The sequence below is a fragment of the Shewanella sp. 1180_01 genome (assembly GCF_052850535.1).
In genome coordinates this window covers 13,696-27,597 of record NZ_VXCT01000011.1, presented here as the reverse complement: position 1 = coordinate 27,597, position 13,902 = coordinate 13,696, and the positions used below count along the sequence as shown (strand labels likewise).

Below are 13,902 nucleotides of genomic sequence, written 5' to 3'. Positions count from 1 at the left end.
GGAGCTAGGCTGGTGCTGTTTCAATGAGCAATTAACCTTTCACATCGACATTGTTAAGTATGTAATCCGTGTCGTAGATACGTGAGTTCGTATTTTCTGGTTTGCTATGTAAACCTGTGACTTCGACCATGACAGAAGTTTCTTGATTCATCGTCGAACTCCCCCACAAAATGTCGTTACTGCTGTTCTTTCCTACCCCAAATTGGCCCACTGCGTCACGATCGGTTTGTTCGCGAGTGAAAGTGAAGTAGCTATAACCAGCCTGTTTGCATAACTCAGCCGATTTACGCATGACGTACTTTCGGGCCAATGCGCGGTCAGTGTTGGTATTGCCAACAAAGCTTATCTGCCAGCTATCGGGTGCAATCTGTGCGGTTTCAAAGCCTTTACCGAAAGACCAAAATTGCTTTTCGGTATCGTATGAAGTGGCGCAAGCTGAAAGCATCAAGGCTAATCCAGCACATAAAAACGTTTTTTTGATCGATGTCATGGTCTTGTCTCGTCAGGTTAGTTAGAAGCTATAGCTCACGCCAAGAGTAGTAACCCACTGGTTGCTACTGTCGATTAGCGGAGAGTCAGCCATGTTGGCAGCTATGTGCGAGTAACCAGTGGCTTGAGTAATGTCTAAATGCTTAGTGACTGGAATAACCAAAGCGTAACCTAGCTTATAGGCAAAGGTGCCGTCGGCTTGATAAGCAGGGCGCTGCGCCGTTGCTTCAGATGACGTCACACCTGTGTAGTAGTTTGCGAAGTCTTTACTGAAATAGTGCACACCCGCATAAGGCACCAGATCCCCAAAGCCCAGATTTATTGGATGGTAGTAGGTGATATCAGCTTGAAAACCATCATAAACATTTGTCACATCGTGTTGGAATTTGGTTGATAAAGTGCCTGTGCCTAAATGAATGTCGGCGTTTAAACCCAGATCGCCACTGAATTTGCGATCCTTCATGCCCGTTAAAATATCGGCGTCATTGGCATCAAAGCCTGGATTGGCAACCACAAAAATGCTGAAGTTAACGGCACTGTCGTTGGTGCCTAAAAAGCGGTAGTTGATACCGGACAGATCGGCGTTGAAGTCCTCACCGTGGTAGCCGCCATTGAGGTAGATACCTGTTTGGTGATCTTGACCCTTATAAAATTGACTACCAGTAGCAACACCTGCGCCAGCAAAGAACTGATCTTGATGACTATAGATATTACCGTTACGAATGTAGGTATTGCTTTCAGCAAGCGCGTGGCTCGACATCAAAACACTTGTGATTACAAAGCAAAGTTTTTTCATTTTTGATCCTTAAGACATCTGTCTAGTGACTGTGGCGCCACTATATTTCAGTTCTTAACAGGACTCTGTATCCGAATGTAACCTGAAGCATTTTGCCGGAGGAGCGTCGAAGGGTATCTGACTGAGTATGCTACTGCGAGTTTTACGGGGGTAATACGATAGCTTTGTGTTTGGTCAGTGTAAGAGAGTTTGGGGCTGATAGTTTGCCGTTAACCTAAAGCGAGGTGCGACAAGGAGGCGGTATTTAGAATGGGAAAGCAGCGTTGAGCTGAATGAAATCAATAGCATCAGGTGTATTGGCCTGATGCTATTGGTTATTCAAACGACTTAGCCGGCTAAGCCTAGGGGCTAAGATTCGGGAGCTAAGGGCAAGGTAATCTGAATTTATCGGACAGTTCGTTTAATCGCACTAATAGCTCAGGCGATAAGGTGACTTTCAGGCTGTCGATGTTTTCTTTCAGTTGATACAAGTCGGTGGCGCCAATAATATTGGAGCCGACAAACTGACGTGAGTTAACAAAGGCTAACGCCATTTGCGCTGGTGTGAGTTTGAACTCGCGGGCCAAATCGACATAGGCTTGCGTGGCCTCCAGTGCCATTTGCGAACCTGTATAGCGGGCGAAACGCTTAAACAAGGTCAGGCGTGCACCTTCGGGCCATTGGTCGTTGCAGTATTTGCCGGTTAGGGCACCAAAGGCTAAGGGTGAGTAAGCGAGCAGCGGCAAGTTTTCACGGTGGCTGATTTCGCTCATGCCGACTTCGAAGCTGCGATTGAGCAAGTTATAAGGGTTTTGCACACTCACAATACGCGGCAGACCGTGTTTTTCGGCGAGTTGCAGGTACTTCATCAAGCCCCAAGGTGTTTCGTTCGACACCCCGATATAGCGCACTTTACCTTGGCGAATGACTTCGGCGAGGGCTTCAAGGGTTTCGAGGATCGGCGTTTGATGTTCTTGATCCTGTTGCTCGTAAAACAGTTCACCAAAGAAGTTGGTATTTCGGTCGGGCCAATGGATTTGATAAAGATCGATAGTGTCGATTTGGAGGCGTGCTAAGGAGGCATCGACCGCTTGGTGGATATTGTTCCAGTCCAGCGCCATATTCTTGCGAATATAATCACTCTTACCACCCGGTGCGGCAATTTTAGTGGTAATCACTAGGTCATCACGGTTGCCGTGTGCCTTGATATATTGCCCCAGAATACGCTCGGTTTCCCCTTGGGTTTCGGGCTTAGGTGGGACGGGATACATTTCCGCCGTATCGATAAAGTTGATGCCATTTCCTATGGCGTAGTCCAGCTGTGCAAATGCTTCGGCTTGGGTATTTTGTTCGCCCCAAGTCATAGTGCCCAAACAGATTTTGCTGACCTCGAGATTAGAATGCGGTATGCGTCTGTATTCCATCTATTTCTCCTACGAAAACTCTCTTAGTTTGAGGCTACCAAGCTTTTGCTGTAAAGCAAAGGTTAAACCATAGGTTGAAATGTTAGTGCGCTAAAAATAGCCAGCCCGCTAAACGGTATTGCGCCCTTTTGAGGCATGCCATTGGTTGAAGTTTGTTCTCTGAGTCGCGTTTTTAACGGTTTTATCGCTTTGCTGCACTGAGATGGGGATTTTGGCTTATTTTTGTAAACCTTAGGTATGACTAAATCAGTAATAACGTATTTATGAATAAATTGTTATAAAACTACATTTATAGATCGCGGCGAGTTTGGAAGTGAACCTATGTCACAAAACGGCGTAAATTTACGTATCTAACTTACGAATTTGCGGCGGAATGTGACGCCAATATCGGAAACTGGGTTAACAAATCTCTACCCTGAATTTATCTAAAAATTTTTCATGGTTGATATTTGTGATGGCAGATTTTTCAAACCAAATTGTAACGATCAAAAAAGGCCTCGACTTGCCGATTGCTGGCGAGCCGCGACAGGTCATTGAACTCGGTGCTAAGCCATCCCAAGTGGCTGTTCTGGGTGAAGAATTCGTTGGGCTTAAGCCGACGATGTTGGTCGAAGAGGGCGATTGGGTTCAAAAGGGCCAAGCCCTGTTTGAAGATAAAAAAACACCTGGCGTGTTGTTCACTGCACCCGCTAGTGGCCAAGTCGTGGCGATTAACCGCGGCGAGCGCCGAATTCTACAATCGGTTGTCATTCGTTGTGATGACGGCGAAAACCGCGATGGACAGATTTCCTTCGAGATCCATCAAGACATCGCCGCTTTAGCAAGGTCAACCGTTCAGGCGCAATTAGTGAAAAGCGGTCTATGGACTGCACTGCGTACTCGGCCTTTCTCGCGCGTGCCTGCGCTCGATAGCACGCCCGCAGGGATTTTTGTTACCGCAATTGATACTAATCCACTGGCCGCCGATCCGCGTTTGATCATCGCCGAGCAAACCGAAGCTTTTAAAGCTGGCTTGCTGGTGTTGAGCCGCTTAACCGAGGGCAAGGTTTACCTGTGTCAGGATAAGGGCGAAGCGATTGTGAAAGAGGCATTGCCGCAACTTGAGCTGCGCCGCTTTGACGGTGTTCATCCAGCGGGTTTAGTCGGCACTCATATTCACTTTACTTTACCTGTGAGTTTAGAGCGTCAGGTATGGCATATCGGCTATCAAGACGTGATTGCCTACGGCAAATTATTCCAAACCGGTGAGTTATATACCGACCGCATCGTCGCCTTAGGTGGCCCGAGCGTACTAAATCCGCGTTTACTGCGCACTCAGTTGGGCGCCGAGTTAAGTCCCTTAGTCAATGATGACATCAAACCCGGCCAAAACCGCGTGGTATCGGGCTCTGTGTTATCTGGCCATACCGCGGTTGGTGTGCATGACTTTTTAGGCCGATTCCACAACCAAGTGTCAGTGCTGAGCGAAGATGCGCAGCACCATGTACTTTCTTGGGTACGGGGTGGCTCGGATAAATTCTCTATTACCCGCGCGGTGACATCACGTTTGTTTGGTGCCACTAAGCTGTTCGAATTCACTACCCATCAGGGCGGTTCAGCCCGCGCCATGATGGCCTTTGGTCAGCTAGATCGCGTGATGCCACTGGATATTTTACCCACCTTGCTCGTTCGAGACTTAGTGGTGCGTGATACCGATGAGGCGCAGGCCTTAGGTGCATTGGAGTTAGATGAAGAAGATCTGGCTCTGTGTACTTTTGTGTGTCCCGGCAAATATGACTTTGGTAAAGAATTACGTGCCTGTCTAGATGTTATCGAGAGGGAAGGTTAATGACTAAGCAAGTTAAAAAACCTGATTTACAGCAAGCCGCAGATTTACAGGAAGAATACTACGCGACGGGTAAGTCGATGAAGGGCTTTTTGCGTTCACTCGTTATTGCCAGTGGCCACAGCACTAAGGGTAAAGTGCATGTGCGTGACGCGATTGACGTGAAACGTACCATGACGCTAGTCGGTTTGTGTTTACTGCCCGCCATTTTATTCGGTCTATATAACATTGGCCTACAGGCACAGCTTGCGCTTGCGGGTGGCTTATCGACCCCAGATGTTTGGAAGTTGGAAATCTTTAATACCCTGTTTGGCGGCCTTAGCCAAGACACTGGGATATTAGGTTTATTCCTCTATGGTCTTAGTTTTTATTTGCCGATTTACCTGACAGCGCTACTCACCAGTTTGTTCTGGGAAGTGGTATTTGCGCGGGTTCGCGGCCAAGAGTTGCACGAAGGTTTCTTCGTGACGGCGCTGCTGTTTACCTTAATCTTGCCAGTATCGACCCCGCTATGGCTGGTTGCCATGGGGATTTCCTTCGGTGTGGTTGTGGCTAAAGAGCTGTTTGGCGGCATGGGATATAACTTCCTTAACCCTGCGCTGGCGGGCTTGGCTTTTATCTACTTTGCCTATCCCTCTGAAGTGGCAACCATTAAACAGCTGGTTGCCGTTGATGGTTTCTCTGGTGCGACTGCACTGGCACAAACCGCAGCGGGCAAGCTGAGCTTTGCCGATTACGCTTGGTTTAGCGCCTTTAGCGACCCTAATTGGTGGAACAACTTTTTTGGCTTCACCGTGGGCGCAATTGGTGAAACCAGCACCTTAGCGATTTTGGTCGGCGGTTCATTACTGCTGATCAGCCGCTTAGCCGACTGGCGCATTGTGCTCGGAGTGTTGCTGGGCATGATAGCTACTGCAACGCTGTGTAATTACATCGGTTCTAGCAGCAATGACATGATGGCAATGCCGTGGACTTGGCATCTAGTCACTGGCGGTTTTGCGCTGGCGATGATGTTTATGGCCACCGATCCTGTGACCACTTCTTACACTCGCCAAGGCAAGTTTGCCTACGGTGCTTTGATTGGTTTTATGACAGTGCTTATCCGTGTCGCTAACCCCAAAATGCCTGAGGGCGTGATGTTAGCCATTCTGTTCGCCAACCTTTGGGCGCCGCTGTTCGATTATCTGGTGGCCCGCGCCAACATCAAACGGAGATTAAAACGTCATGGTCTTTAAGAAAGATACTGTGGTGGGGACCATGATCTTCACCATCACGCTCTGCCTCCTGTGCTCGTTTATGATCACAGGCACAGCAGGCATATTGAAAGAACGTAAAGTCGCCAAAAAACGTGACGAAGTGAAGCGTTATGTGTTGATGGCAGCCGATGTGAACTTAGGTCAGGAATCTGATTTTAGGGATATTTTCGCTAAATCGGTTAAGCCATTATTGATCAACCTAGACACAGGTAAGGTGGATTCAGACGCTAACGTGCTCGATTTCGATGAGCGTATGGCGTCGATTAATCCTGAGACCTCTAGCACCCCGAAAAAGGACATCGCCAAGATTAAAACCCGTGCGAACGATGCCCGCGTATTTAAAGTGCTTGATGCCGATGGCAAGTTAGACAGTGTGGTTGTGCCTTTCTACGGTAAAGGTCTGTGGTCGATGATCTACGGCTATGTGGCGGTTGAACCCGATTTCAACACCATTAAAGGGCTAGTGGTGTACGAGCACGGTGAAACCCCAGGTATCGGTGACTTTGTAACGGATCCCCATTGGTTATCACTGTGGAAGGGTAAGCAATTATTTGATGAAAAAGGCAAATTTGCTATGCGCCTCGTTAAAGGCGGCGCTAAAGAAGGCGATGTCCACGGTGTTGATGCTGTGAGTGGCGCGACCATGACAGGCCGCGGCGTGCAGCGCGCAATGGAGTTTTGGTTTGGGGTTGAGGGTTTTCAAACCTTCTTCAATCAGCTGAAAGCGACGGCCGCGCAGGGTGAATTGCAAGGTGAGTTGGGAGAGGCAAAATGAGCAACACTTTATCCATGCGTGACATGTTAACGGGGCCAGTATTTGCCAATAACCCCGTCGCGATGCAAGTGCTGGGCGTATGTTCGGCGCTGGCGGTCAGTAACTCAATGCAAACCGCTGTGGTGATGACGCTCGCAGTGACCTTTGTGTTGGTGTTTTCCAACCTGATTATCTCTGCCATCCGTAACTTTATCCCAACCAGTGTGCGCATTATCGCGCAGATGACGGTTATCGCCTCCTTGGTGATTATCGTCGACATGGTACTGCAGGACGTGGCCTATGAGTTATCTAAGCAACTTTCTGTATTCGTTGGGTTAATTATCACTAACTGTATCATCATGGGCCGCGCTGAAGCCTTCGCCATGAAGTATCCACCGCATTTAGCGGTCGTCGATGCGCTCGGTAATGCGACAGGTTATGGCTTGATTTTGATCAGCGTTGCCTTTGTACGCGAGCTGTTAGGGACAGGTAATTTATTCGGTCATAGCGTGTTTACCACCATTGAAAACGGCGGCTGGTACTTGCCAAACGAAATGTTCAAGTTACCACCGAGCGCCTTCTTCCTGATCGGCGTGCTGATCTGGACAATCAATGTGATCCAGCGGAAACGGGGTTAAGGAGCAGATATGGAACACTATATAAATCTATTTTTGCAGGCCACTTTTATCGACAACATGGCGCTGTCGTTCTTCTTGGGCATGTGTACTTTCTTGGCCGTGTCTAAAAAGGTGTCAACCGCCTTTGGTTTAGGTGTCGCCGTTATCGTGGTGATGACCTTAGCCGTGCCGTTAAACCAGATAATTTACGTCAAAGTGCTCGCGCCTGGCGCGCTGTCTTGGGCGGGCTTACCCGGTATTGATTTAAGTTACCTGCAACTGATCACTTTCATCGGTGTGATTGCGGCATTAGTGCAAATCCTTGAAATGTTTTTGGATAAGTACATTCCTAGCCTGTATGACTCCCTTGGGATCTTCTTACCTTTGCTCACAGTAAACTGCGCGATTTTTGCTGGGGTGATCTTTATGGCGAACCGTGATTACAACTTCGGTGAGTCAGTGGTGTTTGCGATGGGTTCGGGTTTTGGCTGGGCGGTGGCAATTGTGCTGCTGGCGGGGCTGCGTGAAAGAATGAAATTCAACGCGATTCCCGAAGGCTTACAAGGTATTGGTATCACCTTTATCACAACAGGCTTGATGGCGCTGGGCTTTATGTCTTTCTCTGGGATCTCGCTGTAAAGCTAGAGTAGGCGAGCCAAGAGTTGAGAAAGTGAAACCAGATTCTTTTTAGAAAAGAGCTAGAAAAGGGTAATACGATGGAAATGGCAATTGGCATAGGCATGTTCACGCTAGTGGTCTGTCTATTGGTGATAGTGATTCTAATCGCCAAAAAGCAATTAGTGGCTACGGGTGAAGTGACGATCAGCATCAACGAAGATGCCGAAAAAAGCATTCAAGTTGCGGCGGGTGACAAGTTACTCGGCGCCTTGGCGAGTCAGAGTATTTTTATTCCGTCAGCCTGTGGTGGCGGCGGAACCTGTGGTCAGTGCCGAGTGAAAATCAAAGCGGGCGGCGGTGATATTCTGCCGACTGAAATGGGCCATATCACCAAGAAAGAGGCTAAAGAAGGTTGTCGTCTCGCCTGCCAAGTCTCAGTGAAAACCGATATGGAACTTGAGCTCGACGAAGAAATCTTTGGGGTGAAAAAGTGGCAATGTCAGGTGATCTCTAATGATAACAAGGCGACTTTTATCAAGGAGTTATTGCTTGAGTTACCGGCAGGTGAAGATGTTCGCTTTAAAGCGGGGGGGTATATTCAAATTGAAGCGCCAGCCCATGTGGTGAAATACGCTGACTTTGATATTCCTGAAAAATACCGTGGCGATTGGGACAAATACGGCCTGTTTGACATTGTCTCTACCGTCAACGAAGAAGTGTTGCGCGCTTACTCTATGGCCAACTATCCCGATGAAAAGGGCCGCATTATGCTGAACGTGCGCATTGCGACTCCGCCATCGGCCAATGTGCCAGCGGGTAAGATGTCATCTTACATCTTCAACCTAAAAGCGGGCGATACAGTGACCATTTCAGGACCATTCGGTGAGTTCTTTGTGAAGGAAACCGATGCGGAAATGGTGTTTATCGGCGGCGGTGCGGGCATGGCACCTATGCGTTCACACATTTTCGATCAGCTTAAGAGTAAGAAAACCACACGTAAAATGAGCTTCTGGTACGGCGCCCGTTCAACCCGTGAAGTGTTTTACCAAGCGGATTTCGATGCCCTAGCGGCCGAAAATGACAACTTCGTTTGGCATGTGGCGTTATCTGAGCCATTGCCTGAGGATAATTGGACTGGCTACACTGGCTTTATTCATAATGTGATTTATGAGAATTATCTTAAAAATCATAAGGCACCAGAAGACTGCGAGTACTACATGTGTGGTCCTCCAATCATGAACTCTTCAGTGATTAAGATGCTCGAAAGCCTAGGCGTTGAGCCAGAAAACATCCTACTCGATGACTTTGGTGATTAGCAGTTAAACTTAAGCTAGAGCTTAATCAGAGCTTCAATTAGCGGTTAAAGCTTGAAACTCATAACTCGCGTTAAGGCAACTTAACGCGAGTTTTGTTTATTGCTTGTTAGCGTTTTTAAGTTCAAAGCCTCTAACAATGACATATGCGATAAGGGCAAATATGAATACGATAAGGTACATCCATGCGATACTTTGCAAAGTTTCAATAATTGTTCGATATATCTCAATAGTCCAACGCTCTAGTGTTAGCTGTAGAATTTCTACATCTTTATGTCGAGCGGTAATGTAGCGCTCTAAATCATAAATTCTAACCCCACCAGAAATGCCCACAACGTATGTGGCAAAAATAATATATTTTTGCCAAGCGGCACTGATTGAATCTTGAATTATTCGAGAAAATATTTCTCCCAGTGGTTTTTTGAAAATCGAAACAACTAGAAATGAAACGGTTATAGATAGTGCAAATGTAATAAACAGTAATGTAAAAAACATGCTCTCTCCTTAGAACAGATAATCAAATTGAAAACTTTACCAGCCATTTAAAATCAACAACATAATCTGCTTTCGGCTTACGTTCAAGTGAATAGTGATTGAGGTTACTTTAAGGATTTGTGCCTAGTGGGTGTCAATATTTGTGAATGACTTTGCATTTAAAAACAATCAAACGAAGTTTGAAAAGCATAAAGTCGCCTCATAGTTATCAGTCTGTACTGGTCAACTCCATTCACTTTTAAAGGCTCAGTCCAGACTGTCATTCCAAATTTCAAACACAGCAACACTAAAAAAACTTGTGATATGCTTGCCGCTTTCAAATCTGGCCATTGGCCAATTACGTTAAGGATAACCCATGCGTTTGAGTGTTATCAGTACCCTGTTTACTGGTTTTTTATTATTTCCAAGTGCCAATAGTATTGCCGCATTACTAGAGACTGGGACTGAAAAAGCGCAGAGCGTGCAAGGTGATAAGTCGATTGCCGTTGAAAGCCAAACCGCATCTTCAGTATCGAAGGTGGCGGAGATTAAGATCTTAATCCAAGCCGCGATAAAGGATTCGCCACAGCCATTTAGTGGCAGTGTTATCCTGCTTGAGCAGGGCAAGCCGCAGTTTGAACTGCAAAAGGGCGAAGGTATTAGTCAAGATTCGCGCTTTGTGATGGCATCGCTCTCTAAACAAATCACTGCAACCTTGATATTACAGGCACTCGATGCGGGGAAACTCGACTTAAATCAAACGCTAAATCATTACCTTTTTGGTGATGCGAAGGGAGATAACGAGGCACTAAAAGGCACTGTGGCGGGTACAAATTCAAGTGCAAACGCTTTAAATCCCAGTCGTTATGACGAGCGGATTACGCTACACCAACTGCTGACTCATACATCGGGCGTCGATAAACTGGGTAAGGCCAATCGATTCGAGCCGGGTAGCCAATTTGAATACTCCAACTTCGGTTATTCACTTTTAGGGCAAGTGCTTGAGAAGGTCAATCACCAATCCTTTGCCGAGCAAGTGGCGCAGTTTGCAACGCGATACCAGTTTAATGGCCTGAGTGCTGAGCTTGGCAGTATTGAGGCTATTCGCGCCAAAGTGCCTTCACTCGCAATAGGTTTACAGGAAAGCGAGGTGATTGCCCCTGCTGACTTAGTGCTTGATGAAGCTTTGTTGCCCGCAGGGGGATTAATTGCTTCAGCGCCAGCTTATGCCGCCTTTCAGTATCTATTACATTCTGGCAAGTTGATGAGCGCAGAGAGTTATCAACGGATGACAACGGCGTATACCGAGATCCAATTCTTATGGCCGAATATGCGCTATGGCTATGGGGTGAGGATCAATAAGGACGATGGCCTCGTCGAATACAGTCATACGGGCTATTTATCTGGCTATATGTCGATGACACTGCATTATCCCGAATTTAATTTGGATCTGGTGATGCTGGAAAATCTATCGCTAAATCTTAATGATCGCACTCGAGTATTTGAACTGCATAATCAGATACGTCAAATCATTCGTAGCCAGTTACTGCTTGCTAAAGCGTCTAATGTTAAGCCTTAAGTCTCTCCATTATGTTGGCTAATAGGCGGCTAAGTCAGATGGTGTGAGTCTCGAAAGCATAAAGCCCCAACGTTAGGGCTTTATGCTTGGTACTCGTTGGTAGTTAAGGTGCTAACCGCTACCCAAAGTAGGTGCTAATCGTTACCAGAAGCGCTTTCTCAGTGCGGTTTCAATTTCGATATCAACCCTAAAGTACTGCAAAATCGTCCAGACTGAATCGACTAAAGCTTCGGTTAGGGCGGGATAATCATCCTCGATTAACTTGTTTATCTCATCGACCGTATCATCGATATATTCCTGCACGCTTTCTTCAAACTCCGCTTGGGTGGCCTGATTGCGGAAAAAGCTAAAATCATTCAGTTTTTCAATCAGCAGATCGAGCTGTTCTTCTATGCCTTTAAATTGGGCGACAGTGATATCGGGATCCTTTGCGATAAGTTTAAAGAAGCTCTGCACTTTGGTTTTGAGATCGAACAGCGTTGGGATTTGGTTTTTATCTGAAGCCGCATTACTTACCTCTAATTTGGCCTTTTTAGACGCTATATCTAGTTGGCCAGTAGGAGCGTTATCATCCGCAGTCTCGGTTGTCTGCATATTTGAGATAGGCTTAGTTTCAGTCTGGGCGTGAACTTGAGTCGGCTGTTGCATTGTTTCGCCATTAATATGTTGCATCAGGCGACGGCTGAAATAGCTTTCTGGCTCCGCTACTTCGAGTACTCGCTCAAGCTGAGTTTCACTGTAGGAGGCTATTTGCAGCAGTGCTTCGAAAATCTCCTTATATTCCTGCTCTATAGCTGCGACCAGCGGGCTATTGCCGCGGCAGTTCTCAGTTATTAAGTCGGCGCCATATTGTTGCAATAGCCTTAAGATCCGCACCGCCGTTGATTCAAAGCGAGGAAACTCGATTGAGCTGCCACCTATCACTGCGCAAAGGGCGGGGGTGGTGTCTTCAGCATTGATGGCATTAGGGTTTGCGCCATGTTCGAGTAGCGCTTCTACGCAGGACTGCGCGCCGTAGTAACAGGCGCACATGAGTGGCGTAAATTGCTCATCTACTGAGAATTCTTCAATTTTAGCTCCGTGGCGCAGTAAGAGTTCCACAGTATTACGTCGCATGGGGCCAGTGATTTGATCCCACCAGTAGGTCGAAATCGCCTTGTGTAGAATGGGCGAGTTATCATGGCCGCAATGGGTAAAAATATCCCCGCCTTGGTTAATAAGCCATTCAAGTAGTTGGGTTCGACAGGAGATAGCCGCCGCAGACACATAGTTAGTGTTGTAGATATTGGTGAGGCTTAAGTCCAGCCCTTTGGTGAGCAGATATTCCATTACTTGGATAAGTGTTGCTTGATCTTCTTTACCTGAACCACGCTGGCAGAGGGTGAGTAAGGTCGGTTCATCCACCGCACCAAATTTTTTATTGATATCCATGCCATATTGCAGGAACAGATCGAGGAACTCGGGCAAAAAGGTTTTGTTTTCGACCATTGGATAAATCAGTAGTCGTAAGTTCGACCAGACTAACATCTCATAGGCTTTACCCGTATTCACAAATTCGGCATTAGGATTAGCGCCATATTTGAGCAAGAGTTCAAGGGCTTGATAGATGTAACTCCGTTTGTTTACATCGGTAAATTTAGCAAGATCAAGATATTGGTTGAGCAAGGGGGAATGGTCGGCCTCGGGCGGAGTCATCCTATAGATGCGATTGATATCGACGGTGGCCTTAAGTAGTTTTTCGATAATCCTAAGGTCAAATTCTGAGGTCAATGCCGCATAGACTAAACTTTTGGCGTGGGAGTTGGCTTTGAGCTGCGGATAATGGTCTAGCAGATATTCAGTATATTCTTGTGATTTAGCATAAACACAAAGCTCGAGTAAATTGGCATCGTCCCAGAAGCTGCTGTCATTTGCCATAATATAACGGGACTTTTTATATTCAGGAAAGCGTTTTACTAAAGGAGCAAAGGCTTCAATCCCCCAGAATTCGCTCGAGGAAATAATATTTTCAATTAGACTTAATTTACCTATTTCTAATGGGATGTCTTTATTAATGATATGCAGAAATAGATCTTTACTTCGTTCATCATATAATATTTCTAGCGGGTGGTTTACTTCACCATTGGTCCAGAAACTCACCAGTTTATTGATGTCTAACTTAGCTGCAAGTAGAAGATCGATCATATCTCTACGTTGATGATCCTGGTAGATATACTGCGGATTAGGATGAAATAGATAGTTGAGCCAGCAATTATTGTATTGATTTTGAAAGTAAAGATTGGCACCAGAGTCTAGGTATAGGGTAACGAGTTCTGAGTTGTTATATTCAATAGCCGAATGCAAGGCACTGAAACCATTACATTCGATTTTAGCGCCTTTGCTGAGCAAGTATTTTATAAGCACTAAATCGGACTGAGGACTGCAAGATAGTGGAACTAATATATTGCAGGGCGAAATATTGAGATCAATAAAGTTGAGATCTCCACTATCGGCAAGAAATTGATCAACTTTCTTTATTTTAGCCGAGGTCGAAAGCGTGTTATCTAGGCATATTTCCCGAAGTGTGAGTTTCTTATCACTAAAAATCCAACTGAGCATAATGTTCCCTATTTAATGCCGTTAACAAAATGGTATCAAACACCTTTCAATTTATTAAAAATTGGGCGAGGTAAAATTGCCATATTTTAATGCAATTAAGTTAAGAAAAACTATGTCCTAAGACTGATAATTAAAATCATCTTGCTGAATAACATTTGCAGATACAAATTGATAATGCCA

At 46.1% G+C, this 13,902-nt stretch carries 12 protein-coding genes; 7 read left to right on the top strand and 5 right to left on the bottom strand.

The annotated features are described in order from the left end of the window. Window positions 1–31 precede the first annotated feature (31 nt). From FW758_RS08420 to FW758_RS08410, 3 genes are all read right to left on the bottom strand, one after another. Window positions 32–490, bottom strand: a complete 459-nt coding sequence (locus FW758_RS08420; RefSeq protein ID WP_006080308.1) for a CC0125/CC1285 family lipoprotein — start codon at window positions 488–490, stop codon at window positions 32–34. 21 nt (window positions 491–511) lie between these two features. After that, window positions 512–1,285 carry an outer membrane protein OmpV gene (gene ompV, locus FW758_RS08415; protein ID WP_012090121.1) on the bottom strand — a complete coding sequence of 258 codons (774 nt, stop codon included), beginning with the start codon at window positions 1,283–1,285 and terminating at the stop codon, window positions 512–514. A gap of 362 nt (window positions 1,286–1,647) precedes the next feature. After that, entirely contained in the window at window positions 1,648–2,688 is a 1,041-nt protein-coding gene (locus tag FW758_RS08410) for an NADP(H)-dependent aldo-keto reductase (RefSeq protein WP_446445153.1), read from the bottom strand. 454 nt (window positions 2,689–3,142) lie between these two features. Between FW758_RS08410 and FW758_RS08405 the strand changes: the two genes are divergently transcribed. The 6 genes from FW758_RS08405 (at window position 3,143) to nqrF (ending at window position 9,074) form a co-directional block, all read left to right on the top strand. Beyond that, the gene (locus FW758_RS08405) at window positions 3,143–4,516 is read left to right on the top strand and encodes a Na(+)-translocating NADH-quinone reductase subunit A (protein ID WP_107949026.1); all 1,374 of its coding nucleotides are present in this window, start codon (window positions 3,143–3,145) and stop codon (window positions 4,514–4,516) included. Continuing rightward, window positions 4,516–5,748: an NADH:ubiquinone reductase (Na(+)-transporting) subunit B gene (locus tag FW758_RS08400; protein WP_446445152.1), complete on the top strand. Its 1,233-nt coding sequence runs from the start codon at window positions 4,516–4,518 to the stop codon at window positions 5,746–5,748. Before FW758_RS08405 ends, FW758_RS08400 begins: the two co-directional genes overlap by 1 nt. After that, window positions 5,738–6,544, top strand: a complete 807-nt coding sequence (locus FW758_RS08395; protein ID WP_446445151.1) for a Na(+)-translocating NADH-quinone reductase subunit C — start codon at window positions 5,738–5,740, stop codon at window positions 6,542–6,544. The genes FW758_RS08400 and FW758_RS08395 overlap by 11 nt, the downstream gene beginning before the upstream one ends. Next, window positions 6,541–7,161 carry an NADH:ubiquinone reductase (Na(+)-transporting) subunit D gene (locus FW758_RS08390; protein ID WP_006080314.1) on the top strand — a complete coding sequence of 207 codons (621 nt, stop codon included), beginning with the start codon at window positions 6,541–6,543 and terminating at the stop codon, window positions 7,159–7,161. Before FW758_RS08395 ends, FW758_RS08390 begins: the two co-directional genes overlap by 4 nt. Window positions 7,162–7,170: 9 nt before the next feature. Beyond that, the gene (nqrE, locus tag FW758_RS08385; RefSeq protein WP_259519893.1) at window positions 7,171–7,779 is read left to right on the top strand and encodes an NADH:ubiquinone reductase (Na(+)-transporting) subunit E; all 609 of its coding nucleotides are present in this window, start codon (window positions 7,171–7,173) and stop codon (window positions 7,777–7,779) included. A gap of 77 nt (window positions 7,780–7,856) precedes the next feature. After that, window positions 7,857–9,074 (top strand): NADH:ubiquinone reductase (Na(+)-transporting) subunit F, encoded by a 1,218-nt coding sequence (gene nqrF, locus FW758_RS08380; protein WP_413494589.1) that lies wholly within the window; start codon window positions 7,857–7,859, stop codon window positions 9,072–9,074. A gap of 96 nt (window positions 9,075–9,170) precedes the next feature. Here nqrF and FW758_RS08375 read toward each other — a convergent pair whose 3' ends face one another. Next, the gene (locus FW758_RS08375) at window positions 9,171–9,566 is read right to left on the bottom strand and encodes a hypothetical protein (protein WP_006084039.1); all 396 of its coding nucleotides are present in this window, start codon (window positions 9,564–9,566) and stop codon (window positions 9,171–9,173) included. Window positions 9,567–9,921: 355 nt separating this feature from the next. On the opposite strand from FW758_RS08375, the gene FW758_RS08370 reads away from it, so the two are divergent. Then, a complete protein-coding gene (locus tag FW758_RS08370; RefSeq protein ID WP_446445150.1) occupies window positions 9,922–11,124 on the top strand; it encodes a serine hydrolase domain-containing protein in 1,203 nt (400 codons plus the stop codon). Between the two features lie 141 nt (window positions 11,125–11,265). Here the strand turns inward: FW758_RS08370 and FW758_RS08365 are convergent, their stop codons facing one another. Next, window positions 11,266–13,722, bottom strand: coding sequence for an ankyrin repeat domain-containing protein (locus FW758_RS08365; RefSeq protein WP_446445149.1), 2,457 nt, complete (start codon window positions 13,720–13,722; stop codon window positions 11,266–11,268). Between the last annotated feature and the right edge of the window lie 180 nt (window positions 13,723–13,902).